Origin of the sequence: Microbacterium sp. MEC084 (assembly GCF_004514465.2) — a bacterium.
In the GTDB taxonomy this organism is placed as follows: Bacteria; Actinomycetota; Actinomycetes; order Actinomycetales; family Microbacteriaceae; genus Microbacterium.
This window is the reverse complement of record NZ_MYFP02000003.1, coordinates 262,751-285,959: the sequence shown is the minus strand read 5'-3', so window position 1 is coordinate 285,959 and position 23,209 is coordinate 262,751. Positions and strand designations below refer to the sequence as shown.

Genomic DNA, 23,209 nt, shown 5'->3' with positions numbered 1-23,209 from the left:
CGCGAGGCGGCGCGGAGCTACTCGCGGAGGGCGGCGCCGTGGCGCTCGGCCGCGAGCGCGACGCCCGCGAGCTTGGCCTCGGTGGCCTCCGCGGCCGTGAGGGTGCGGTCGGGCGCGCGGAAGCGCAGCGCGAAGGTCAGGCTCTTGCGGCCCTCCGGGATGCCCTGGCCTCGGTAGTCGTCGACCAGGCGCACGCCCTCGAGCAGCTCGCCCGCTCCCTCCACGAGCGTGCGGCGCAGCTCGCCGGCCGGCAGCGCGGCGTCGACCACGAGCGACACGTCCTGCGTGGCCGCGGGGAACGTGGACAGCGAGGCGACCGTCACGCGCTCACCCGCGAGCGTCAGCAGCGCGTCGAGGTCGAGCTCGGCCACCGTGACGCGGCCGTGCAGGTCGGCGTCCTCGGCCACCTGCGGCAGCAGCTCGCCGACGTAGCCGACCTCGGCGCCGCCGACCGTGAGCACGCCGGTGCGGCCCGGGTGCAGCGCCGCGCGACGGCCCTGCGCGACCTCGATCTCGACGCCCGCGGCGGCCGCGATGACGCGGACCGCGTCGAGTGCCACCTCGAGGCCCGCGGCCTCGGCCTCGCGACCCGGCTGCTTGGGCGCGACCGCGCCGGCCAGCAGCAGCGCCACGTGGCGCGGCTGCGGCGGGATGGACGCGTCCAGGCGCGCGAGCGTCTCGGCGTCGGGGCGCACCGCGAGCGGCGGCACGCTCGGCGTGCCGTACTCCACGCCCGGCTTCGGCAGGAACACCGCCCCGATCTCGTACAGCGCCAGGTCGGTGAGCCCGCGCGCCACGTTGCGGTGCGCGGTCTGCAGCAGCCCCGGGACGAGCGATCGGCGCAGGAACGGCGCCTGGCCGTCCAGCGGGTTCGCGAGGCGCACGCTGGGCAGGTGCTCGCCCGACGCCGAGCCGTGCAGGTCGTTCTGCTCCTCGGTCGTGAACGGGAACGACGGCGTCTCGACGAACCCGGTCGCCGCGAGCGCGTTCGCCACGCGGCGACGCCCCTGCTGCGCCGGCGTGAGGCCGCGGCCGGACGGCGGGGTCGGCAGGACGGACGGGATCTTGTCGACCCCGTCGATGCGCGCCACCTCCTCGGCGAGCGTCCACTTGTCGGTGAGGTCGGGGCGCCACGACGGCGCCGTGACGCTCCATCCGTCCGCGGTCTCCGCGACCTGGCAGCCGATCATCGCCAGCGTCTCGGCGATGCGGGCCGCGGTGTAGTCCACGCCCACGAGGCGCTGGACGAAACCGGCGGGCAGTGCGATCGCCTCGGGCGCGTAGGTCGCACCGAGCGCGCTGCCGAGCTCGTCGGCCGTGCCGCCGCCCAGCTCGACCATGAGGTCGACCACGCGCTGCGCCGACGCGGCCGGCAGCAGCGGGTCGACGCCGCGCTCGAACCGGCGCGACGCCTCGCTGGGCAGCTTGTGGCGGCGCGCCGTGCGCGCGATCGACACGGTGTCGAACACCGCGGCCTCGATCAGCACGTCGGTCGTGTCGTCGCCGATCTCGGTGCGGGCGCCGCCCATCACGCCGGCCAGGCCGATGGGGCCCGAGTCGTCGGTGATCAGGAGGTCCTCGGTGGAGAGCTTGCGCACCTGGCCGTCGAGCGTCTCGAGGGTCTCGCCCTCGGTCGCGCGACGCACGGTGATCCCGCCCGTGAGCCTGTTCAGGTCGTAGCCGTGGATCGGGCCGCCGAGCTCGAGCATCACGTAGTTCGTGATGTCGACCAGCAGCGAGATCGAGCGGATGCCTGCGAGCGTCAGGCGGGCGACCATCCACGGCGGGGTCGGCCGCGACGGGTCGACGCCGCGCACTGCGCGCGTCACGAACTCCGTGACGCCGTTGCGGCCGCGGATCGGCGCCCGGTCGTCGACGACGACCGGGAACCCGGCGCCGGATCCGATCGACGCCAGCTGCGCGGGGTCGCGGAAGTCCGCTCCGGTCGCGTGGGCGTACTCCCGCGCGATGCCGCGGATCGACATGGCGTAGCCGCGGTCGGGCGTGACGTTCACGTCGACCGCGACGTCGTCGAGGCCCAGGAGCGCGATCGCGTCCGTGCCGGGCTCGGGGTCGAGTCCGAGCTCGGCGAGTCGCAGGATGCCGTTGTGCTCGTCGCCGAGGCCCAGCTCGCGCGCCGACGCGATCATGCCGTCAGAGACGTGCCCGTACGTCTTGCGCGCCGAGATCGCGAACGGGCCGGGAAGCACGGCGCCGGGCAGCGACACCACGACCTTGTCGCCCTCGAAGAAGTTCGACGCACCGCACACGATGCCGCGCGGCTCGGGCTCGCCGACGTCGACCTGGCACCAGCGGATGGTCTTGCCGTTCTTCTGCGGCTCCTCCTCGAAGGAGACCACGCGGCCGACGACGACGGGGCCGGTCAGCTCGAAGCGGATGACCTCCTCCTCCTCGAAGCCGACCGACACGAGCGCCGCGAGGACGTCCTCGGGCGTCGCCCCTGCGGGGACGTCCACGTACTCACGCAGCCACGAAAGCGGGACGCGCATCACACCACCATCCCGAACTGCTCGCTGAAGCGGACATCGCCCTCGGCCATGTCGCGCATGTCCTGCACGTCCGAGCGGAACATCAGGGCCCGCTCGATCCCGATCCCGAACGCGAAGCCCGAGTACACCTCTGGGTCGATGCCGGCCGCGCGCAGCACGTTGGGGTTGACCATGCCGCAGCCGCCCCATTCGATCCAGCGCGCGCCGCCCTTGAAGGTCGGGTGCCACAGGTCGAACTCGGCCGACGGCTCCGTGAACGGGAAGTAGTTGGTGCGCAGGCGCGTCTTGGCCTCCTCGCCGAACAGCGCCTTGGCGATGTGGTCGAGCGTGCCCTTCAGGTGCGCCATGGTGATGCCCTTGTCCACGACGAGGCCCTCGGCCTGCGTGAACACCGGCAGATGCGTGGCGTCGAACTCGTCGGTCCGGTACACCCGGCCCGGGCACAGCACGTAGATCGGAAGGTCGCGCTCGAGCATCGAGCGCACCTGCACGGGGCTCGTGTGCGTGCGCATCACGAGGTGGCGCGCCACCGGATCCACGAAGAAGGTGTCCTGCATCTGACGCGCCGGGTGGTCCTCGTCGAAGTTGAGCGCGTCGAAGTTGAACCACTCGTGCTCGAGCTCGGGGCCCTCCGCGATCTCCCAGCCCATGCCGACGAACACGTCGCTGATCTGCTCCTGCAGGACGCTCATGGGGTGGCGCGCGCCCACGCGGGTGCGCGAGGCGACCGCCGTGATGTCGATGCGCTCCGCCTCGAGCCGCGCGGCGGTCTCGGCCTCGGCGAGCTCCGCCTCGCGGGCCGCGAGCGCCTGGTTGACGCGTCCGCGCGCGCCGCCGACCAGCTTGCCGAACTCCGCCTTGCGGTCGTTGGGGACGTGGCGCATCTGCGCGTTGAGCGCGGCCAGCGGGGATCCCTCCCCCGCGTGCGCCGATCGGGCGGCCTTCAGGGCCGCGGTGTCGGGGGCCGCGGCGATCGCCGCCAGCGCGTCCGCGACCGCAGCCTCCACCGCCTCAGGGGTGATCTCGGGAACGTCAGGCACGAGAACCGAGTCTATCCGCGGCCGGATGCCGCCCGTGCCGCGCCCCTGGGGGCGCGGCACGGGCCGGATCAGCGGCCGCCGGGCCCGCGCTCGAGGTCGTGCAGCTCCTGCGCCGCGATCACCTCGGTGTCGGTGCCCTCGTGCAGGCGCGGCGCGATGGCCTCCTGCGCGGCGCGCACGCGCGGCGACTTCTGCATCCGCTTCTCCACCAGGCGCGCGGCGCCCGACAGCAGCAGGCAGAGCCCGATGTAGATCGCGCCCACGACGATCGTGGACTGGATGATCGGCGAGTCGAGCGTCGCGGCGGCGCCGAGGCGCTTGGCGAAGAACAGCAGCTCCTCGTACGTGATGATGAAGCCGAGCGCGGTGTCCTTGAGCGTCACGACGAGCTGCGACAGGATGACGGGCATCATCGCCCGCACCGCCTGGGGAAGCAGGATCAGGCGCATCACGCCCGACTTGCGCAGACCGATCGCGTAGCCGGCCTCGCGCTGACCGCGCGGCAGCGCCTCGACGCCGGCGCGGATGACCTCGGCCAGCACCGAGCCGTTGTACGCGACGAGCGCGATCACGACGACCCAGTAGCTCGGCATCCGGATGCCGATCACGGGCAGGCCGTAGTACAGCAGGAACATCATGACCAGGACGGGCACGGCGCGGAGGAACTCGACCACGGCCGTGACGGGCCAGCGCACCCAGGCGTGATCGGACAGGCGGCCGATCGCGAGCACGAACCCGACGGCCAGGGCGCCGACGGCCGCGAGCGCGAAGGCGCTGACCGTGTTCCACAGGCCGATCGCGATCTGCTCCCAGATGCGCGTGTAGCTGAACGCCTCCCACTTCGAGGCCGCGAACTGGCCCGTGGCGAACAGGCGCCACACGAAGAAGGCGACGATCCCGAGGACGACGACGATCGTCAGGATGCCGATGATCCGGTTGCGGATGATCGCCCGGGGGCCCGGGACGTCGTACAGAACGCTGCCGCTCATCGTGCCACCGTCCAACGCTTCTCGAGGTTGCGCTGCACCCACGAGAGCAGCATCACCAGGGCCACGAAGATCACCATCACCCACACGATCACGAGCAGCTGGTTCTCGCCGCGCTCGCTCAGCCAGTCGCGCATCGATCCGAGGTTGAGGACCGAGAAGCCCGCCGCGACGGTCGTGTTCTTCAGCAGCGCGATGAACACGCTCATCATGGGCGGGATGACCGAGCGGAACGCCTGCGGCAGCACGACCAGGCTCATGACCTGACCGAAGGTCAGCCCGATCGCGCGTGCCGCCTCGGCCTGCCCCACGGGCACGGTGTTGATGCCGGAGCGGATCGTCTCCGCCACGTACGTCGCGGTGTACACGCCCAGCGCCGCGATCGCGAAGCCCATCGCCGCGGGGCCGCTCGCACGGACCTCGATCAGCGGCGGGAGCGCGAACGCGAAGCCGAAGAACACGAGCGTGAGCGGCGTGTTCCGGATGGTGTTGACGTAGAACGTGCCGACGGCGCGCGCGATCGGCACCGGCGAGACGCGCATCGCGCCCACGATGGTGCCCAGGATCAGCGCGACGAGACCGCCGCCGAAGAACAGCTGCAGCGTGCCGAGCAGCGCCTCGCCCCACAGGTCGAGGTTGTCGGTGATGACGCCCATGCCGCTCCTTTCGCGCGCGTCGGATGGGAAGGATCAGGGCCCGGGACGGCCGTCGCGCGGCCGTCCCGGGCGGGTGCCGTCAGTCGACGGCGGGCTGAGTCGCCTCGACGCCGGCGGGCGCGAGGTGCTTCTCGAACAGCGCGTTCCAGACGTCGCCGCCCTCCGTGAAGAGGGAGTTGATGTGGTCCTTGAGCGCCGTGTCGCCGTCGGCGATGCCGACGCCGTAGCGCTCCTCGCTGAAGATCTCGCCCGTGAGCTTGAGCTCCTCCTGCTCGAGCGCGACGTAGCCGGCGAGGATCGCCTCGTCGGTCGTGATCGCGTCCACCTGGCCGGCCTTGAGCTGCTCGACGCACTCCGAGTAGGTCTGGCGCTCGGTGACCTCGCCGCTGTACTCCTCGCGGATGCGCTGCAGCGGGGTGGAGCCCGTGACGGAGCAGGTGACCTTGCCCTCGAGGTCCTCGGGGCCGTTGATCGAGTCGTCGTCGGCCGCGACCAGGAGGCCCTGGCCCGTGATGAAGTACGGCCCGGCGAAGTCGATGACCTCGTCGCGCGCCGGCGTCATCGAGTAGGTGCCGACGTAGTAGTCGATGTTCCCGTTGATGAGCTCCTGCTCGCGGTTGGCCGACGGGATGGTCTCGAACTGGATCTGGTCCTCGCCGAAGCCCAGCGACGCCGCGATCCAGCGCGCGATGTCCACGTCGAAGCCGGTGCGCTCGCCGGTCACGGGGTCCTCGTAGCCGAGGCCCGGCTGGTCCGCCTTGACGCCGATGACGACCTCGCCGGCCTCCGACATGCGGTCGAACGTCGGGCTTCCCTCGAGCTGGACGTCGGTCGCGACCTCCCAGAGGGCGTCGCCGCCGTCCCCCTCGCCTGCGCCGGGGTCGGTGGGCGATCCGCTGTTGCACGCGGTGAGCGCGAGCAGGGCCGTCAGGCCGATGCCGGCGCCCGTGAAGATCCGGGACTTGCGCATGTGATTCCTCCTTGGTGGGGTGGTTCCTCATCGTCGCGCGGCTTCGCGCGACGGCGGGTCAGTGCGTGATGAGCTTCGAGAGGAAGTCCTTCGCGCGATCGCTCTTCGGGTTGGTGAAGAACTCCTCGGGCGTCGCCTCCTCGACGATCTGCCCGTCGGCCATGAACACGACGCGGTTCGCCGCCTTACGCGCGAAGCCCATCTCGTGGGTCACGACGATCATCGTCATGCCCTCCTTGGCGAGCGACACCATGACGTCCAGCACCTCGTTGATCATCTCGGGGTCGAGCGCGCTGGTGGGCTCGTCGAAGAGCATGACCTTCGGCTTCATCGCCAGGGCTCGCGCGATCGCGACGCGCTGCTGCTGGCCGCCCGACAGCTGGGCCGGGAGCTTGGCCGCCTGGTGCCCCACGCCGACGCGGTCCAGCAGCGCCTTGGCCTGCTTCTCGGCCTCGGCCTTGCTCAGGCCGCGCACCTTGATCGGGCCGAGCGTGACGTTCTCGAGGATCGTCAGGTGGGCGAACAGGTTGAACGACTGGAACACCATGCCGACGTCCGCGCGCAGCTCGGCGAGCCCCTTGCCCTCCTTGGGCAGCTCCCTGCCGTCGATCGTGATGGTGCCGCTCGTGATCGTCTCGAGGCGGTTGATCGTCCGGCACAGCGTCGACTTGCCGGACCCCGACGGGCCGATCACGACGACGACCTCGCCCTTGCCGACCGTGAGGTCGATGTCCTTCAGCGCGTGGAAGTCGCCATAGTGCTTCTGCACGTCCTTGACGACGACGAGGGGCTCAGTCATGCGATTCACCCTAGGCCGTCGTGCGGAGCCCGGCCAGCAGGCGGAGCGGCGCTTTACCGACTTGTAACAGGCCGTGTGCGCGAATCGGAATATCCCGGTCAGCCGCCAGTCCGGGTATGTCGCGGGCTCCGACGGCGGCTCAGGCGCGCTGCGCGAAGGCGCTCTCGTAGAGGCACACGCTGGCGGCCGTGGCGAGGTTCAGCGACTCCGCGCGACCGAAGATCGGCAGCTTCAGCGCGCGATCCGCGAGGCCCAGCGCGGCGTCCTCGAGCCCGTGCGCCTCGTTGCCGAACAGCCAGGCCGTCGGGCGCGCGAGGAGCCCCTCGGCGCGCGCGGCGAGCAGGTCGTCGCCCTTCACATCGGCCGCGAGCACCGTGAGCCCGGCGGCATGGGCGCGCTCGACGATGTCCTCGAGCTCGCCCCCGACCGCGACCGGCAGGTGGAAGAGCGATCCGGTCGTGGAGCGAACGACCTTCGGGTTGTACGGATCGACCGTGCGCCCCGTGAGCACGACGGCGTCGGCGCCGGCGGCGTCGGCGGCGCGGATGATCGTGCCCAGGTTGCCCGGGTCGCGCACCTCCTCGCAGATCGCGATGAGACGCGGCCCCTCGGCGAAGATGTCCTTCACGGCCGTGGGGTTCTGCCGGGCGACCGCGACGAAGCCCTGCGGCGTCACGGTGTCGGCCATCGCCTCGAGCACGGCCTCCGAGACGAACTGCGCGTGCAGGCCCTCATCTGTCAGCAGCGTGCGGACGTCCTGGTGCCGCTCGAGGGCGGTGGGCGTGGCGAACAGCTCGACGAGGGTCTCGGGCCGGAAGGCGAGCGCCTCGCGCACCGCCTGCGGCCCCTCCAGGAGAAACAGCCCGGTCTCCTTGCGCGCGTTGCGCTTGGCCAGCTTGGCGACGGCCCTCACGCGCGGCGACCGCGGATTCTCCAGCACGTCGACAGTCTATGGCCGCGCAGGCATACCGACATGAAGCGCAGGTGACGCGCGCGCCGCGCGCACGTCACCTCGGGGAACACGCAGCGACCCGCAGGGGCCTGGATGACCCGCGTCACGCCCCCGCTCCGTCCCTCCGCTCGGACCACCGGTGAGAGTGAGAGCCGGCAGCAACCCCGGGTCATCGACGGTCGTGCGAGCGTCCCCGTGCGCTTCTCCGACCGTCGCATTCGCGACGGCCGGAGCCTCTGCGCCGGGGGCCCAGCGAGCGTGCCGCGAAGCGGCCAAACGCAGCGCGAAGCGCTGCCGAACGGAGCGAAGCGACGTTCCTCGCTCGCGAGTGTCCGGCGCGCCAGCGCCAGCGCGAGCGTGCGACCGCTTCTGAAAAAACAAGAGGGCGCCCCGAAGGGACGCCCTCTCGCGAGAAGGGTGCTTACGCAGCCGACTTGGGCGCGTTCACGTCGCTGGGCAGCGCGGCCTTGGCGGTCGCGACGAGCGAGGCGAACGTGGCGGGCTCGTTCACGGCGAGCTCGGCCAGGATGCGACGGTCCACCTGCACGCCCGCGAGGCCGAGGCCCTGGATGAAGCGGTTGTAGGTGATGCCGTTCTGACGCGCGGCGGCGTTGATGCGCTGGATCCACAGGCGACGGAAGTCGCCCTTGCGCTTACGACGGTCGCGGTACGCGTAGACGAGCGAGTGGGTGACCTGCTCCTTCGCCTTGCGGTACAGGCGCGAACGCTGGCCACGGTAACCCGAGGCGCGCTCGAGGATGACGCGACGCTTCTTCTGGGCGTTGACTGCCCGCTTGACTCTAGCCATTCTTCATTCTTCCTAACGGGATGTTCGCGTCAGCGACCGAGGAGCTTCTTGACCTGCTTGAGGTCGTTGCCCGAGATGACCTGGTCCTGGTTGAGACGGCGCGTGCGACGGCTCGACTTGGACTCGAGGTTGTGGCGCATGCCCGCCTGCTGCTTCTTGATCTTGCCGCTGCCGGTGATCTTGAAGCGCTTCTTGCTGCCCGAGTGGGTCTTCTGCTTCGGCATCTTCTCTTCCTTCGTGATGCGCCCCTCGGGGCGACGTTGTGTGCACCCGCCGGAGCGGGAGTCTGTGGGGCGGATCACTCCGCGGCCGGGGCCTGCGCCTTCGCCTCGCGCGCCGCGGCCTTGGTGGCCGCGCGCTGCGCGTTCTGCTCGGTCTTGACCTCGGACTTGTTCTTGTGCGGCGCGATGACCATCACCATGTTCCGGCCGTCCACCTTGGGGTTGGACTCGACGGTGCCGAACTCGGCGACGTCGTCCGCGAACTTCTTCAGCAGGCGAACGCCCTGCTCGGGGCGCGACTGTTCGCGACCGCGGAACAGGATCATGGCCTTCACCTTGTCACCCGACTTCAGGAAGCCCTCCGCGCGCTTGCGCTTGGTCTCGTAGTCGTGTTCGTCGATCTTCAGGCGGAACCGGACCTCCTTGAGGACCGTGTTGGCCTGATTGCGACGGGCCTCCTTGGCCTTCTGCGCGGCCTCGTACTTGAACTTCCCGTAGTCCATGATCTTGACGACGGGAGGCTTCGAGTTGGGGGCCACCTCGACGAGGTCGAGATCGGCCTCCTGCGCCAGGCGGAGGGCGGCCTCGATGCGGACGACGCCGATCTGCTCGCCGTTCGGGCCGACGAGTCGGACCTCGGGCACGCGGATGCGCTCGTTGGTACGGGGATCGCTGATGCGGAACTCCTTGGGTGGGTGACTGAGGCCACCGTGACGACGTTTTCGTGCCACGGGCGGGAGAGAGACTCAGCATCCACCCGGCAGACGTCACACGTCGGCCTCACCCGACCAGGCATGCCGCGGCGGCCTGGAACACTCGCGCGAACGCGAGGGAGTGCATGACCCGGTAGCCTTATGACGGCAAGCGCGGGTGGGAAGTGAATCCTCTTTCGTCCGGCTTCTCATGCGAGAAGGTCCGGAGCCCGGGAAAGTCTAGCAGAGAGCGGCACATGAGCACCAACCCCGGCCACACCCACTCCTTCGACGCCCAGCGCGAGGCGCGCTGGGAGGAGCAGGACCGCGCCGCGGCCGACACCTCGGCCGTGCGGGACATCGCGGACGTCGCGGCCGTCGAGGTCATCGGCTCGGCCTGCGTCCACCTCATGAGCGCGGCCGCCGTCAAGCTCGGCCTCGCGGACTCCCCCGACGCCGACGCCGACATCGACCTCGACGAGGCGCGCAAGCTCATCAACGCGCTCGCCGGCCTCGTGACCGCCGCCGCCCCCGAGATCAGCGACATGCACGCGCGCCCCATCCGCGACGGCCTGCGGTCCCTGCAGCTGCGCTTCCGCGAGATCTCGACCATCCCGGACGAGCTGGGCAAGGGCCCCGGCGAGAAGTGGACGGGCCCGGTCGTCTGACCGGCACCCGCCCCGCGGCGGCTACTCAGTGCTCGCGAGCTTGACCGCGAGCGAGTCGACGAGGGTCGCCACGCGGTCGTCGGTCGACCAGCGGCGCGCCAGGCGAGCCAGCACGGCGTCGAGCTCGGTCCGGTCCAGCCCGGACATGAGCGTGAGCCGCACCACGAGCTCGGGCCCCTGCAGCCGCGCGGTCGGGTCTCCCGGCTCCACCTCGAGGTCGAGCACGGCGAGCTCGCCCGCGATGCTCTCCTGCAGGCCGAGGAAGACGTCGGGGTCGGCGAAGCTGGGGGTCCACGGCTCGCCCTGCGCGATCGCCCAGACGGCCGGGCGGCGGACGACGAACTCCGTGTCGGACGTGGGGTCCAGCACCATCAGGTCCGTGTGCTCTGCCGACGCGGCCAGCGCCGCGCGCACCGCCTCGACGGGGATCGGACGGGCCTTCGCGTCCCAGCGACCCAGCGCCTCGACGGAGCTGAACACCGGCAGCACGCTGCGGCCGTCCGGCGCGGCGACCGTGACGATCGAGAGCTCCTGCGTCTTGTCCACCACAAGCCCGTGCGCGCCGACGCCCTCGTCGCCCTTCTCTGCCACCAGCGGAATCAGCACGCGCGCGCGACGCAGCGCGTCGACGACCGCGACCTGATCCCCGTCACCCGCGCGGAAGGCGGTCAGCGCCGCGAGCAGCGCGGGGTCGGCGGAGCCGTCGTCGGACGCGTGGGGGTTCGCCTCGAAGTGACGTCCCTCCCACGGGACGCCGGCGGAGTCTGCGCGGTCAGTCGGCCGCGACATCCAGCGCCTCGGCGAGCGTGAACGCGCCCGCGTAGAGGGCCTTGCCCACGATCGCGCCCTCGACGCCGTTCGGCACCAGGCGACGCAGCGCCGCGATGTCGTCGAGGCTCGAGACGCCGCCAGACGCCACGATGGGCTTCGGGGTGCGCGCCGTGATCTCGCGCAGGAGGTCGAGGTTCGGCCCGCGCAGCGTGCCGTCCTTCGTGACGTCGGTCACGACGTAGCGGCTGCAGCCGGCCTCCTCGAGGCGCTCCAGCACGTCCCAGAGGTCGCCGCCCTCCTGCGTCCAGCCGCGCGCCGCGAGCGTCGTGCCGCGCACGTCCAGGCCGACGGCGATCGCGTCGCCGTAGCGGCCGATGACCGACGCGGTCCACTCGGGGTTCTCGAGCGCCGCGGTGCCGAGGTTGATGCGCTGCGCGCCGCTCTCGAGGGCCGCCTCGAGCGAGGCGTCGTCGCGGATGCCGCCCGACAGCTCGACGTTCACGCCGCGCAGGTGCTTGATCACCTTGCGCAGGACGCCCGCGTTGCTGCCGCGGCCGAACGCCGCGTCCAGGTCGACCAGGTGGATCCACTCGGCACCCTGCTTGGCCCAGTTCTCGGCCGCCTCGATGGGGTCGCCGTAGTCGGTCTCGGTGCCGGCGGCGCCCTGGGTCAGGCGGACGGCCTTGCCGTCGGCGACGTCGACAGCGGGCAGCAGGATCAGTCCGGGGGTGGACGCGAAGTCGTTCATAGCTCCCAATGTGCTTCGGATCCGCGAGCGCCGGGAATCTCCCGTCGCGGGCACGATCTCAGAGGTTAGCCCCGCGGAGGCCGTCGATCCAATTCCGCAGCAGGCGGATGCCCGCCTCCCCCGACTTCTCGGGGTGGAACTGGGTGGCCGAGAGGGGCCCGTTCTCGACGGCCGCGAGGAAGCGGCCGCCGTGCTCCGCCCAGGTCAGGACCGGCTGCGGGAAGGGCGGCTGGACGTCGAGCGTCCACTCCTGCGCGGCGAACGAGTGCACGAAGTAGAAGCGCTCGTCCTCGAGCCCGCGGAACAGGCGCGAGCCCTCCCCCGCCTCCACCGTGTTCCAGCCCATGTGCGGCACGACGGGCGCCTTGAGCTCCTCGACCACGCCGGGCCACTCGCCGAGGCCCTCCGTGTCGACGCCCCGCTCGATGCCGTGCTCGAACAGCACCTGCATGCCGACGCAGATGCCCAGCACGGGCCGTCCGCCCGCCAGGCGGCGCTCGATGAGCTCGGGACCCCGCACGGACCGCAGCTGCTCCATGACGGCCCGGAAGGCGCCGACGCCGGGGACGAGCAGGCCGTCCGCGTCGAGGATCAGGCCGCGGTCGCGCGTGAGCCGCACGTCCGCTCCCGCCGACTGCAGGGCCTTGACGGCGGAGTGGATGTTCCCGGAGCCGTAGTCCAGGACCGCGACGACGGGCTTGTCGCCCTCGCGCACGGCGTCGTCGGGGGTGTTCGCCTCGCTCACAGGGCTCCCTTGGTCGACGGGATGCCCTCGACCAGCGGATCGAGCGCCTTCGCCTGGCGGAACGCGCGCGCGAGCGCCTTGTACTCGGCCTCGGCGATGTGGTGCGGATCGCGGCCCGAGATGACGCGCACGTGCATCGTGAGGCCCGCGTTGAATGCGAGCGCCTCGAACGTGTGGCGCACGAGCGACCCGGTGAAGTGACCGCCGATCAGGTGGAGCTCGAAGCCGGCGGGCTCGCCCTCGTGCACGAGGAACGGCCGGCCGGAGATGTCGACGACGGCCTGCGCGAGCGCCTCGTCCAACGGCACGAGGGCGTCGCCGTAGCGCGAGATGCCCGACTTGTCGCCGAGGGCCTCGCGGATCGCCTGGCCCAGCACGATCGAGATGTCCTCGACCGAGTGGTGGGCGTCGATGTGGGTGTCGCCCGTCGCGGTCACCGTGAGATCGGTCAGCGAGTGCTTCGCGAACGCCGTCAGCATGTGGTCGAAGAACGGCACGCCGGTCGAGATGGTGCTGCGGCCGGTGCCGTCGAGGTTCAGCTCCAGCTCGACGCTCGACTCGCTGGTGGAGCGGGTGCGGCGTGCGATTCGGGCAGTCGTCATGCCCGCGAGTCTAGTCGGGGCGCGGTCGCCGCCGGACCGCGCGGCGACCGCGCACGGCCTCCGCTCAGCGACGGCCCAGCTCGGCCAGGGCCTCCAGGAACGCCGTGGTCTCCTCCTCGGTGCCGGCCGTGACCCGCAGGTGGCCGGGGATGCCGATGTCGCGGATGAGCACGCCTCGGTCGTACAGCGCCTGCCACGTCGCGGCGGGGTCGGAGACGCCGCCGAACAGCACGAAGTTCGTCCACGACTCGTACGCGCGGTAGCCGAGCGCCTCGAGCGTCGCCGACATCCGGTCCCGCTGCACGACGATCTCGTCGACCATCCGCAGCATGGTGTCGGAGTGCCGCAGAGCCGCGGTCGCGGCCGCCTGCGTCAGCGCGCTGAGGTGGTACGGGAGACGGACCAGGCGCAGCGCGTCGATCAGCACCGGATCGGCCGCGAGATAGCCCACGCGGGCGCCGGCGAAGGCGAACGCCTTGCTCATGGTGCGCGAGACCGCGAGGCGGGGGCGCCCGCCCAGCAGCGTCAGCGCCGAGGGCGACTCGTGCGGCGCGAACTCCTGGTACGCCTCGTCCACCACCACGATGCCGTCTGTCGCGTCGTACACGGCCTCGACCACGTCGAGCGACAGCGGCGTGCCGGTGGGGTTGTTGGGGGCGCACAGGAACACGACATCGGGCCGCGCCTCCGCCACCTGGCGGGCCGCGTCCTCCGGGTCGATCGTGTAGTCGTGGCCGCGCGTGCCGCCGATCCACTCGGACCCGACGCCCCGTGTGAGGAGCCGGTACATGGAGTAGGTGGGCTCGAAGCCGAACGCCGAGCGCCCGGGACCCGCGAACGCCTGCAGCACGTGCTGCAGCACCTCGTTCGAGCCGTTGCCGGCCCAGATCCGGCTCTCGTCGAGGCCGTGGCCGAGGTACTGCGCGAAGCCCTGCCGGAGCTCGGTGAACTCGCGATCCGGGTAGCGGTTGACGTTGCGCAGAGCCTGGGCCACCGCGTCGGCGATGTCGTCCGCGACCTCGGCCGGCACGGGATGCGTGTTCTCGTTGACGTTGAGTGCCACGGGGAGAGGCGCCTGAGGTGCCCCGTAGGGCTTCTGCCCGCGCAGGTCGTCGCGGATCGGCAGTTCGTCGAGAGTGACCGTCACCCTCTCAATGCTAGGGCCGCTCGGACGGGTGGCCTCTCGTCCGTCAGCGGGCCGAGGAGTACTCCGCCGGGATCGCGAGCCGCTCTCCGGCGGCGACCGACGAGCTCTGCATCTGGTTCAGCGCGACGATCGCGTCCACCACGTCGCGCGGGTCCGCGGCCGGAGCGATCTCCTCCGCGATCGACCAGAGCGAGTCGCCCGCCATGACCGTCACGGTGTCGAACGTGCCGGCGGGTGCGCCGTCCTCGCGCGACGCGAGGGCGCCTCCGCCGCTGATGACGGCGAGGGCCAGGCCCGCGGCGACCGGAGCCGCGGCGAGGGCGGCCAGCACGCGACGACCGCGGCGCGTGAGCCGCAGCCGCGTCGCCGGCGTCACGCGGACGGCGCGCTCGGTGCGGAGGGCACGGGCGGGGCGGACCGGGGCCTGGTAGGCGGTGATGCTCACGGTGGTCATCTGCGGCTCCTTCAGCTTCCTCGAGAGGATCGGAGAGGCTTCGCATCCGGCACTCGGCCGGGAGGGCCGGATGCGAAGCTCTGTTCCGAATCTATCTTCGAAGCTTCGAATCTGTCAACGTCTTCTTCGAAAACCGGTCCGAGATGTCACGCGACACGCTCGAACAGATCTTCCGGATCCGCGTGGTTCTCGGATACCGTTTCGATGAAGCACACTCCACCACGGGCCACCGACATCGGATGTCGGAGCGAAGGAGCACGGGACATGAGCGCCGTCGACACCAGCACGTCGGACCTCGACGCCGGACAGTCGGCCGCGGCCGACGAGAAGCCCCGCACGCGGCGCCGCAAGAGCCTCAGCGACAAGCAGCTGGCCATCCTCGAGGTCATCCAGCGCTCGATCCAGACCAAGGGCTACCCGCCCACGATGCGCGAGATCGGCGACGCGGTCGGCCTCAAGTCGCTCTCGAGCGTCACGCATCAGCTGGGGCAGCTCGAGCTGAGCGGCTACCTGCGCCGCGACCCCGGCAAGACGCGTGCGATGGAGGTGCTGATCGACCTCCCCGGCCAGTCGGCGGAGAACCTCGACGCGGGCATGCCCACGGTCGGCGACGCCGCCATGGTGCCGCTCGTCGGCCGCATCGCGGCGGGCGTGCCGATCACGGCCGATCAGCAGGTCGAGGAGATCTTCCCGCTCCCCCGCCAGCTGGTCGGCAAGGGCGAGCTGTTCATGCTGAAGGTCTCGGGCGAGTCCATGATCGACGCCGCGATCTGCGACGGCGACTGGGTGGTCGTGCGCGTGCAGAACACGGCGGAGAACGGCGACATCGTCGCGGCCATGCTCGACGGCGAGGCCACGGTCAAGGTCTTCCGGCAGCGCGACGGCCACACGTGGCTCCTGCCGCGCAACTCCGCGTTCGAGCCGATCCTCGGCGACGAGGCGGTCGTGCTGGGCAAGGTCGTCGCGGTGATGCGCGCGGTCTGACCTCCGCGGCTCCCCGATAGCGTGGGGGCATGGCACAGACGCTCCCATACGGATCCTGGCCCTCGCCGATCGCGGCAGCCGACATCGCCGGAGGCTCGCCTCGCCTGGACGGCGCGCGCTTCGTGGGCGACGAGATCTGGTGGAGCGAGAGCGTGCCGTCGGAGCGAGGGCGCACCGCGGTCTTCCGGCTCACGGACGACGAGCCCGAGGCGCTGCTGCCGGCGCCCTGGAACGCGCGCTCGCGCGTGCACGAGTACGGCGGCGGTGCGTGGACCGTCACGCCGGCCTCCGAGCTGCTTTTCGTGGAGGGCTCGGATCAGCGCGTGCACCGGTTGACCGTGGGCGGCGCGCCCGAGCCCCTCACGCCGGCGGGCCTGGGGATGAGCTTCGGCGACCTCACGTTCGCCGCCGGTCCCGACGGCGGGGGCCGGCTGTGGGCCGTGCGCGAGACACACGCCGGCGACCGCTCCCCCGTGCGCGATATCGTCGTGATCCCGCTCGACGGCTCCGCGGCCGACGATCCCGAGGCGATCCTCAGCGTGGTGGCCGGTTCGGACTTCCTCGCGTACCCGGCGCCGCGCGGCGACCGACTCGCCTGGATCGCGTGGGACCACCCGGACATGCCGTGGGACGCCTCCGAGCTGCGCGTGGGCCGGATCGGCCCCGACGGGCGCGTGGCGGAGCACGTGGTGGTCGCGGGGGGCCGCACGGAGGACGGCGGGATCTCGGCGCTGCAGCCCGAGTGGACCGGCGACGACGAGCTCATGTTCACCGCCGACCCCGAGGGCCGCTGGAACCTCCACTGGGTGCGGTTCGACGGCCTCGGCGCGACCGGCCCGGAGCCGATCTACCCCGCCGACGCCGACACGGGCGGACCGCTGTGGAACCTCGCGACCCGCTGGTTCGCGGCGCTCGACGACGGCCGGATCGTCGCGGTGCGCACGCACGGCGCCGACGAGCTCATCGTGATCGATCCGACGTGCGGCGCGGTGGACGGCCTGGAGACCTCGCTCACCGGCGGGGTGCTCGTGCGGGACGCACAGGGCTCCCGCGTCCTGCTCACGGGCGCCGGCATCCGCGTCCCCGGAGGCCTCTGGCTCCTGGACGTCGACGCGCGCACGCTCACCGCGCTGCGGGGCGGGGTCTCGGCGCTCGCCCCTGAATGGATGCCGACCTCCCGCGCCGTGACCTTCGAGGGTCCGGACGGCGACGTCCACGCGTTCGCGTACCCTCCGACCAACCCGGATGCGACCGCTCCCGAGGGCGAGCTGCCTCCGTACCTCGTGCTCGTGCACGGCGGGCCGACCGCGCACGCGTCGGGCGAGCTCTCGCTCGCGGTCGCGTACTTCACGAGCCGCGGCATCGGCGTGCTCGACGTGAACTACGGCGGATCGACCGGCTACGGCCGCGCGTACCGCGAGCGGCTGCGCGGCCGCTGGGGCATCGTCGACGTCGCCGACACGGCCGCCGCCGCGCGGGGGCTCGCGGCGGCGGGTCTGGCGGATCCCGCCCGGATCGCGATCAAGGGCGGCTCGGCCGGCGGCTGGACCGTGCTGTGCGCGGTCGCCGACACGGACGTGTTCGCCGCCGGCATCAGCCGCTACGGCGTCGCGGACCTGCGGCGGCTGGCCGACGACACGCACGACTTCGAGGCGCGGTACCTCGACGGCCTCGTCGGCCCGCTCCCCCAGGCCGAGCCGCTGTACGTCAGCCGCTCGCCCCTGTCGCGGCCCGAGACGCTGCGGACGCCGCTGCTCATCCTGCAGGGCGCCGACGACCCGGTGGTGCCGCCGTCGCAGTCCGAGGCGCTGCGCGACGCGCTGGCGGCCAACGGCGTGCCGCACAAGTACCTGCTGTTCGAGGGCGAGTCGCATGGCTTCCGGCAGGCGGAGACGCTCGTGCGCGCGTTCGAGGCCGAGCTGGCCTTCCTGGGCGCGATCCTCGGGTTCGAGACCCCCGGGGTGCCGCCGATCGACCTGGACTGACTCCGGGTCAGCCCAGCCGCATCCCGAACGCCTGGACCCCCTCGTGCGAGGGCAGGCGCGAGAACCCGACGCGGTCGTAGAACGCCAGCGCGCCGGCGTTCCGGGTCGCGGCGGTCAGGTGCAGCCCCGGCACGCCTCGGCGGCGCAGCTCGGCGACCAGCGCCTCGATGAGCCGGCGCCCCCACCCCCGCCCCTGCGCCTCGGGCAGCAGGTCGATGTGCAGGTGCGCGGGGTAGCCCGCCGCGGCGTACGGCTCCGCGCCCGGCCGGCGTCCGTAGGCGTAGAGCAGGATGCCCTCCTGGCGCGTTCGCTCCCGCTCGGGTCGCGCGCGTCCCTCGGTGCGCGACGGCCACCAGTCGACCCGGAACCACTCCTCGAAGGCGTCGGTGTCATCCGTGCCGACCACGTACCCGATCACGCGGCCCTCGTCCTCGAGCACGAAGGCCAGGTCCGGGTGGCGGGACACGTACGGCAGCGCCCACACGTCCGCCCACAGCCCGTCGTCCTCGAGCACGCCCGTGGCGTCCCCGCCGTAGTCGGCCGTGCGCAGGCAGATCTCCGCGACGGCGTCGCGGTCGGCGGCTGCGTACGGCCGGATCCGCATGCTCAGGCCACGCGGAAGGGCTCGAGCGCCGCGGCGAGGCGCTCGGACACGTGGGCGTGCACCAGCGTGCCGCCCTCCTCGTGCGAGCGCTCGAGAAGGTGCCCCTGCTCGTGGATGGCCGAGATCAGCTCGCCGCGGTCGTACGGGACGAGCGCGCGGATCTCGACCTCGGGCATTGGCAGCGCCGCCTCGATGGCCGCGCGCAGCTCGTCGATGCCCTCGCCGCTGCGCGAGGACACGAAGACCGCGTTCGGCTCGAGGCCCCGCAGGACGAGGCGCGTGTCGTCGTCCACGAGATCGGCCTTGTTGAAGACGACGATCTCGTGGATGTCGCGCGCGCCCACGTCGCCCATCACGTCGCGGACGGTCTGCAGCTGCCCGGCCGGGTCGGGGTGATGCGCGTCGACGACGTGCAGGATGACGTCGGCGTCGGCCACCTCCTCGAGGGTCGAACGGAACGCCTCCACGAGCTGGTGCGGCAGGTTGCGCACGAAGCCGACCGTGTCGGCGATCGTGTAGACGCGGCCGTCCGAGGTCTCGGACCGCCGCACCGTGGCGTCGAGGGTCGCGAACAGCGCGTTCTCGACCAGGACCCCGGCGCTGGTGAGCCGGTTCAGCAGGCTCGACTTGCCGGCGTTGGTGTAGCCGGCGATCGCGACCGAGGGGATCGTGTTGCGCTTGCGCTCGCCCCGCTTCGCCTCGCGCGCGGGCGCGAAGTCGCGGATCTGCCGGCGCAGCTGCGCCATGCGCGTGCGGATGCGACGGCGGTCGAGCTCGATCTTCGTCTCACCGGGACCGCGCGAGCCCATGCCCGCGCCGCCGGCGCCGACCTGGCCACCCGCCTGGCGGCTCATCGAGTCACCCCAGCCGCGCAGGCGCGGCAGCAGGTACTCGAGCTGCGCGAGCTCGACCTGAGCCTTGCCCTCGCGGCTCTTGGCGTGCTGGCTGAAGATGTCGAGGATCACCGTGGTGCGGTCGATCACCTTGACCTTGACGACGTCCTCGAGCGCGCGCCGCTGGCTGGGTGCGAGTTCCGTGTCGGCGATCACGGTGTCGGCTCCCACGGCCGCGACGATGTCCTTGAGCTCGTCGGCCTTGCCGCGACCGATGTACGTCGCGGGGTCCGGGTGCGGGCGCCGCTGGAGCACGCCGTCCAGCACCACGGCGCCAGCGGTCTCGGCGAGCGCCGCGAGCTCGCGCAGCGAGTTCTCCGCGTCGGTCAGCGAGCCCTGCGAGTACACGCCCACGAGCACGACGTTCTCGAGCCGGAGCTGCCGGTACTCGACCTCGGTGACGTCCTCGAGCTCGGTCGAGAGGCCGCCGACGCGACGCAGCGCCGCGCGCTCCTCGCGATCCCACTGCTCGCCGTCCGCCGTGCCCTCGCCGGTCGTGGTCGCATCCTGCAGCGCCTGCGCGGCTCCGAAGACCCGTGCCCCGGTGCGCGCCTCGGCGCGCGAGAGCACGCGATCCACCAGATCCGGCTCTGCCTGACCGACGACGCCGTCGGTGTCGGGATCTGGTGTGGTGGTGTCAGTCATCCATGCCTTTCGTCGCGAGCCGATGCGCGGCGCCTGCCGCGTATCGAGCTCTCCAGCCTATTCTCCCGCGCCCCGCGCGGCCATGGGCCCCTCGGCACCGGATGAGCACGTCCGGGCACTCCCGGGCCGCCCGCTCCTCCGGTACGCTGGCCCCCTATGGTGGACCACTACTTCTCTGCGAGTCCCACCAGTGCCGAGAACCTCCGACGCATCCGCGTGCCCCTCGCGGGACGCACCGTGGAGCTGACCACAGCAGCCGGTGTGTTCAGTCCCGAACGACTCGATGCCGGGACGGCGGTGCTGCTCGCGAACGCCCCGGAGCCTCCCTCCGGCGGCGACTTCCTCGACCTCGGATGCGGCTGGGGACCGATCGCCCTCAGCATGGCCCTCTCCTCGCCGCACGCCCGGATCTGGGCGGTGGACGTGAACGAGCGCGCCCTGGACCTCGTCCGCCGCAACGCGGCCTCCCTGGGGCTCGAGAACGTCAACGCCGTGCTGCCGGAGGATGTTCCCGCGGAGGTCTCGTTCCGCACGATCCGCTCCAATCCGCCCATCCGGGTCGGCAAGTCGGTGCTGCACGAGCTCATGGAGACGTGGATCCCGCGGCTCGCCGAGCGCAGCGACGCGTACCTGGTCGTCAAGCGCGATCTGGGATCCGACTCGCTGCAGCGCTGGCTGGCCTCCACGTTCGACGACGGCTACAGCGTCTACCGCACCGCGACCGGCAAGGGATACCGCGTGCTGAAGGTGCGCCGCCACGGCACGCCGCGCACCGAGCCGCTTCAGCTGCCCGGGGTCTGATCGGCGACGCCGAGGCGCCGCAGGTCCTCCGACGTGTCGACGTCGGCCAGCTCGGCGGCCGGCAGCGGGATGCGGATGGCGTCGCCCACGGTCTCGAGGAGCGCGCGCAGGGGCCGGTCACGCGGATCGCCGAGAACGGCGACCCGGGCGCGCAGGACGCGCTCGTCCCACGCGGCGCACAGCGGCTGGTCCCGGCCCGACGGATCGACCGCGAGGGCCACCGCGCCGGGCGCGGCCGACGCCAGCCGCCGCAGCGCGTCCGGGGTCACGAACGGCATGTCGCCGCCGAGCACCAGCACGACCCCGTCGGCGGGCGGCAGGGCCCCCAGCCCCGCGGCGATCGCGGCGAGAGGGCCCGCGAACGGCGGCTCCTCGCGCACGACGGCGACGCCGGCGGGCACCCCGGCCGGGTCGCCCACCACGACGGGCTCGGCGTCGATCGCCCGCAGCGCGCGCACCACGCGCGCCACGATCGGCTCGCCGCCCACCTCGATGGCGGGCTTGTGGCGGCCGCCGAGCCGTGACGAGCGGCCGCCCGCGAGGACGATCCCTCGCAGCGCCGGCGCCTCCATCCGCGGTCCGGTCAGGCGAGCGAGACGGTGCCGGTGTACACGAGCACGGCGGGGCCGGACAGCGACACGTGCTCGCCGTCCTCGGCGGGGAACATCCGGACGCCGAGCGTGCCGCCGGGCACCTCGACTCGCCAGTGATCGGGCGCGTTCGCGCCCGCCCAGTCGCGCACGGCCAGCGCCGTGGCGGCGACGCCCGTGCCGCAGCTGAGCGTCTCGCCCACGCCGCGCTCGAAGACGCGCATGCGCACCCGGCCGACGCCGTCCTTCACGAGCGGCTCCCGCGGCACGACGAACTCGACGTTCGCCCCGTGCGGCGGCTCCGGCTCGATCGCGGGGCGATCGGTGAGGTCCAGGCCCTCGAGCTCCTCGTCGGACGCGAGGGCGACCACCACGTGCGGGTTGCCGACGTCGATGCCGAGGCCGGGACGCGCGACGCCCAGGCCCTTCGCGCGGACGAGAGGGTCGCCCGGCTCGGCGCGCCAGCGGCCGAGGTCGACCTGGTAGCCGGTCTCGCTGCGCATCACGTCGCGGACGCCGGCGCGGGTGCCGACGGGCAGGGTCGAGCCGGCGGGGAGCTCGGCCAGGCCGGCCTCGAGCAGGTAGTGCGCGAACACGCGAACGCCGTTGCCGCACATCTCGGCCTTGGAGCCGTCCGCATTGCGGTAGTCCATGAACCACTCGGCCTCGGGCTCCTCGGCGAGCGCGGCGGCGCCCTCGGGGATGCGGGACGAGCGCACGACCCGCAGCAGGCCGTCGCCGCCGATCCCGAAGCGGCGGTCGCACAGCGCGGCGACCTGCTCGTCCGTGAGGTCCAGCTCGCCCTCGGGGTCGGCGACGATCACGAAGTCGTTGCCCGTGCCGTGGCCCTTGGTGAAGGCGATCTCGGTCATCGCACCAGTCTATTCGCGGGCGGTGGGAGGCGGCGCGGGTCGCGCCGCGGCTCGGCCGTCGAGTCCGATGCTCAGTCGTCGGATCCCTGATGCTGGAGTGGCTGATGCGCGCGCTCGAGTGGGCACCAGCCCCTCCGATCCGGCAACCGAGCGGCCGATCCGACGACCGAGCGGCTCAGTCGTCCGGGATCAGCCGGTGACCCGCGACCCGCACCGTCTCGGGCTGGTAGCCGATGGCGTCGTAGTACGCGAGCACGGCTTCGTTGTCGGCGCGCACCATCAGCATCGCCTTGGGGCAGCCGAGGGCTTCGAGCCGTGTCTCCGCTTCTGCGATCAGCCGCCGGCCGATCCCCTCACCCCGTCGGTCCGCCGCGGTTGCGAGGTAGTACAGCCACCCGCGGTGCCCGTCGTACCCGGCCATGACCGATCCCACGACCCGGTCGCCGTCGGCCGCGACCAGAAGCAGATCCGGCCAGACGGCGCGGGCGCGCGCGAGGTCCTTGTGCGGGTCGTTCCACGGGCGGGTGAGACCCGCCTCGCTCCAGAGCGCGACGACCTGGGCGTCGTCGTCGGGTGCGCAGGGCCGGATGAGGACGGTCGCCGATCGAGTCTGCCAGGCGCGCCGGCTCAGCGGAGCACGTACACCGCGTATTCGCCGTCGGTGCCCTCGCGCACGAACCCGCATCGCTCGAGCAGACGGCACGACGCCGTGTTGCCCTCGTGCGGATCGGCGTACAGCGGGCGGCCCCGCTCGCGCTCGAGGAACGCGCGCATGGCGGCGGAGCCGACGCCCCTCCCCCAGAAGCCGCGACCGAGCCAGTACCCGGTGAAGCGGCGGCCGTCGTCCGCGTCCCACGCCACGATGCTGCCGGCCACGGCGCCGTCGACCACGATGGTCTGGACGAACGAGTCTGGCCCGGCGAGCACGCGCGTGCGCCAGTGCCTCAGGAACGCGTCGCGCTCCCGGGGGACGAAGCGCGAGCGGGCGACCGCCTCGGGATCGTGCTCGTACGCCAGGAAGGTCTCGAGATCGTCCTCGACCACGTCCCGCAGCAGGATCTCCATG

General features: G+C 72.2%; 26 protein-coding genes. 4 read left to right on the top strand and 22 right to left on the bottom strand.

Features of this window, described 5'->3' with window-relative positions:
• Positions 1-17 precede the first annotated feature (17 nt).
• The 10 genes from pheT to infC all read right to left on the bottom strand — a co-directional run bounded on the left by pheT (position 18) and on the right by infC (position 9,586).
• Positions 18-2,510, bottom strand: coding sequence for a phenylalanine--tRNA ligase subunit beta (gene pheT, locus B5M43_RS05565; RefSeq protein WP_134745791.1), 2,493 nt, complete (start codon positions 2,508-2,510; stop codon positions 18-20).
• Positions 2,510-3,550, bottom strand: a complete 1,041-nt coding sequence (gene pheS, locus B5M43_RS05560) for a phenylalanine--tRNA ligase subunit alpha (RefSeq protein ID WP_055993353.1) — start codon at positions 3,548-3,550, stop codon at positions 2,510-2,512. The genes pheT and pheS overlap by 1 nt, the downstream gene beginning before the upstream one ends.
• Positions 3,551-3,618: 68 nt before the next feature.
• Positions 3,619-4,539, bottom strand: coding sequence for an amino acid ABC transporter permease (locus tag B5M43_RS05555; RefSeq protein WP_134745790.1), 921 nt, complete (start codon positions 4,537-4,539; stop codon positions 3,619-3,621).
• Positions 4,536-5,192, bottom strand: a complete 657-nt coding sequence (locus tag B5M43_RS05550) for an amino acid ABC transporter permease (RefSeq protein ID WP_134745789.1) — start codon at positions 5,190-5,192, stop codon at positions 4,536-4,538. Before B5M43_RS05550 ends, B5M43_RS05555 begins: the two co-directional genes overlap by 4 nt.
• 79 nt (positions 5,193-5,271) lie before the next feature.
• The gene (locus B5M43_RS05545) at positions 5,272-6,162 is read right to left on the bottom strand and encodes a glutamate ABC transporter substrate-binding protein (protein WP_134745788.1); all 891 of its coding nucleotides are present in this window, start codon (positions 6,160-6,162) and stop codon (positions 5,272-5,274) included.
• Between the two features lie 58 nt (positions 6,163-6,220).
• Complete coding sequence (locus B5M43_RS05540) at positions 6,221-6,961, bottom strand: amino acid ABC transporter ATP-binding protein (RefSeq protein WP_055993345.1); 741 nt, start codon at positions 6,959-6,961, stop codon at positions 6,221-6,223.
• A gap of 139 nt (positions 6,962-7,100) precedes the next feature.
• Complete coding sequence (locus B5M43_RS05535) at positions 7,101-7,901, bottom strand: RNA methyltransferase (RefSeq protein ID WP_055993343.1); 801 nt, start codon at positions 7,899-7,901, stop codon at positions 7,101-7,103.
• A 433-nt stretch (positions 7,902-8,334) separates the two neighbouring features.
• Positions 8,335-8,721, bottom strand: a complete 387-nt coding sequence (rplT, locus tag B5M43_RS05530; RefSeq protein ID WP_055993340.1) for a 50S ribosomal protein L20 — start codon at positions 8,719-8,721, stop codon at positions 8,335-8,337.
• 29 nt (positions 8,722-8,750) lie between these two features.
• Positions 8,751-8,945, bottom strand: a complete 195-nt coding sequence (gene rpmI / locus B5M43_RS05525; RefSeq protein ID WP_055993338.1) for a 50S ribosomal protein L35 — start codon at positions 8,943-8,945, stop codon at positions 8,751-8,753.
• Between the two features lie 74 nt (positions 8,946-9,019).
• Complete coding sequence (gene infC, locus B5M43_RS05520; RefSeq protein WP_230667697.1) at positions 9,020-9,586, bottom strand: translation initiation factor IF-3; 567 nt, start codon at positions 9,584-9,586, stop codon at positions 9,020-9,022.
• A 305-nt stretch (positions 9,587-9,891) separates the two neighbouring features.
• On the opposite strand from infC, the gene B5M43_RS05515 reads away from it, so the two are divergent.
• Positions 9,892-10,302 (top strand): DUF1844 domain-containing protein, encoded by a 411-nt coding sequence (locus tag B5M43_RS05515; protein WP_055993336.1) that lies wholly within the window; start codon positions 9,892-9,894, stop codon positions 10,300-10,302.
• 21 nt (positions 10,303-10,323) lie between these two features.
• On the opposite strand, the gene B5M43_RS05510 is transcribed toward B5M43_RS05515, so the two are convergent.
• The 6 genes from B5M43_RS05510 to B5M43_RS05485 all read right to left on the bottom strand — a co-directional run bounded on the left by B5M43_RS05510 (position 10,324) and on the right by B5M43_RS05485 (position 14,769).
• The gene (locus tag B5M43_RS05510; RefSeq protein ID WP_055993334.1) at positions 10,324-11,091 is read right to left on the bottom strand and encodes an SseB family protein; all 768 of its coding nucleotides are present in this window, start codon (positions 11,089-11,091) and stop codon (positions 10,324-10,326) included.
• Entirely contained in the window at positions 11,075-11,821 is a 747-nt protein-coding gene (priA, locus tag B5M43_RS05505) for a bifunctional 1-(5-phosphoribosyl)-5-((5-phosphoribosylamino)methylideneamino)imidazole-4-carboxamide isomerase/phosphoribosylanthranilate isomerase PriA (protein ID WP_055993331.1), read from the bottom strand. The genes B5M43_RS05510 and priA overlap by 17 nt, the downstream gene beginning before the upstream one ends.
• Before the next feature lie 58 nt (positions 11,822-11,879).
• Entirely contained in the window at positions 11,880-12,566 is a 687-nt protein-coding gene (gene hisH / locus B5M43_RS05500; protein ID WP_055993329.1) for an imidazole glycerol phosphate synthase subunit HisH, read from the bottom strand.
• Complete coding sequence (hisB, locus tag B5M43_RS05495) at positions 12,563-13,168, bottom strand: imidazoleglycerol-phosphate dehydratase HisB (RefSeq protein WP_055993327.1); 606 nt, start codon at positions 13,166-13,168, stop codon at positions 12,563-12,565. The genes hisH and hisB overlap by 4 nt, the downstream gene beginning before the upstream one ends.
• 64 nt (positions 13,169-13,232) lie before the next feature.
• Positions 13,233-14,324 (bottom strand): histidinol-phosphate transaminase, encoded by a 1,092-nt coding sequence (locus B5M43_RS05490; protein ID WP_374198154.1) that lies wholly within the window; start codon positions 14,322-14,324, stop codon positions 13,233-13,235.
• 34 nt (positions 14,325-14,358) lie between these two features.
• Entirely contained in the window at positions 14,359-14,769 is a 411-nt protein-coding gene (locus B5M43_RS05485) for a LysM peptidoglycan-binding domain-containing protein (RefSeq protein WP_134745787.1), read from the bottom strand.
• Between the two features lie 264 nt (positions 14,770-15,033).
• Here B5M43_RS05485 and lexA point away from each other — a divergent pair, with 264 nt between their 5' ends.
• Positions 15,034-15,753, top strand: a complete 720-nt coding sequence (gene lexA / locus B5M43_RS05480; RefSeq protein ID WP_055993323.1) for a transcriptional repressor LexA — start codon at positions 15,034-15,036, stop codon at positions 15,751-15,753.
• A gap of 29 nt (positions 15,754-15,782) precedes the next feature.
• On the top strand, positions 15,783-17,738 hold the full coding sequence (locus B5M43_RS05475; protein WP_134745786.1) for a prolyl oligopeptidase family serine peptidase: 1,956 nt from the start codon (positions 15,783-15,785) through the stop codon (positions 17,736-17,738).
• Positions 17,739-17,745: 7 nt separating this feature from the next.
• Here the strand turns inward: B5M43_RS05475 and B5M43_RS05470 are convergent, their stop codons facing one another.
• Positions 17,746-18,342, bottom strand: a complete 597-nt coding sequence (locus B5M43_RS05470) for a GNAT family N-acetyltransferase (RefSeq protein WP_055993319.1) — start codon at positions 18,340-18,342, stop codon at positions 17,746-17,748.
• 2 nt (positions 18,343-18,344) lie between these two features.
• On the bottom strand, positions 18,345-19,880 hold the full coding sequence (hflX, locus tag B5M43_RS05465; RefSeq protein ID WP_055993317.1) for a GTPase HflX: 1,536 nt from the start codon (positions 19,878-19,880) through the stop codon (positions 18,345-18,347).
• A 156-nt stretch (positions 19,881-20,036) separates the two neighbouring features.
• On the opposite strand from hflX, the gene B5M43_RS05460 reads away from it, so the two are divergent.
• A complete protein-coding gene (locus B5M43_RS05460) occupies positions 20,037-20,681 on the top strand; it encodes a class I SAM-dependent methyltransferase (protein ID WP_134745785.1) in 645 nt (214 codons plus the stop codon).
• On the opposite strand, the gene B5M43_RS05455 is transcribed toward B5M43_RS05460, so the two are convergent.
• The 4 genes from B5M43_RS05455 to B5M43_RS05440 all read right to left on the bottom strand — a co-directional run bounded on the left by B5M43_RS05455 (position 20,663) and on the right by B5M43_RS05440 (position 23,208).
• Positions 20,663-21,253 (bottom strand): molybdenum cofactor guanylyltransferase, encoded by a 591-nt coding sequence (locus tag B5M43_RS05455; RefSeq protein ID WP_134745784.1) that lies wholly within the window; start codon positions 21,251-21,253, stop codon positions 20,663-20,665. The two genes, B5M43_RS05460 and B5M43_RS05455, sit on opposite strands and share 19 nt — an antisense overlap.
• Before the next feature lie 11 nt (positions 21,254-21,264).
• The gene (gene dapF, locus B5M43_RS05450; protein WP_134745783.1) at positions 21,265-22,143 is read right to left on the bottom strand and encodes a diaminopimelate epimerase; all 879 of its coding nucleotides are present in this window, start codon (positions 22,141-22,143) and stop codon (positions 21,265-21,267) included.
• A gap of 175 nt (positions 22,144-22,318) precedes the next feature.
• Complete coding sequence (locus B5M43_RS05445) at positions 22,319-22,828, bottom strand: GNAT family acetyltransferase (protein WP_134745782.1); 510 nt, start codon at positions 22,826-22,828, stop codon at positions 22,319-22,321.
• Positions 22,771-23,208 (bottom strand): GNAT family N-acetyltransferase, encoded by a 438-nt coding sequence (locus tag B5M43_RS05440; RefSeq protein ID WP_134745781.1) that lies wholly within the window; start codon positions 23,206-23,208, stop codon positions 22,771-22,773. The genes B5M43_RS05445 and B5M43_RS05440 overlap by 58 nt, the downstream gene beginning before the upstream one ends.
• Position 23,209 lies beyond the last annotated feature (1 nt).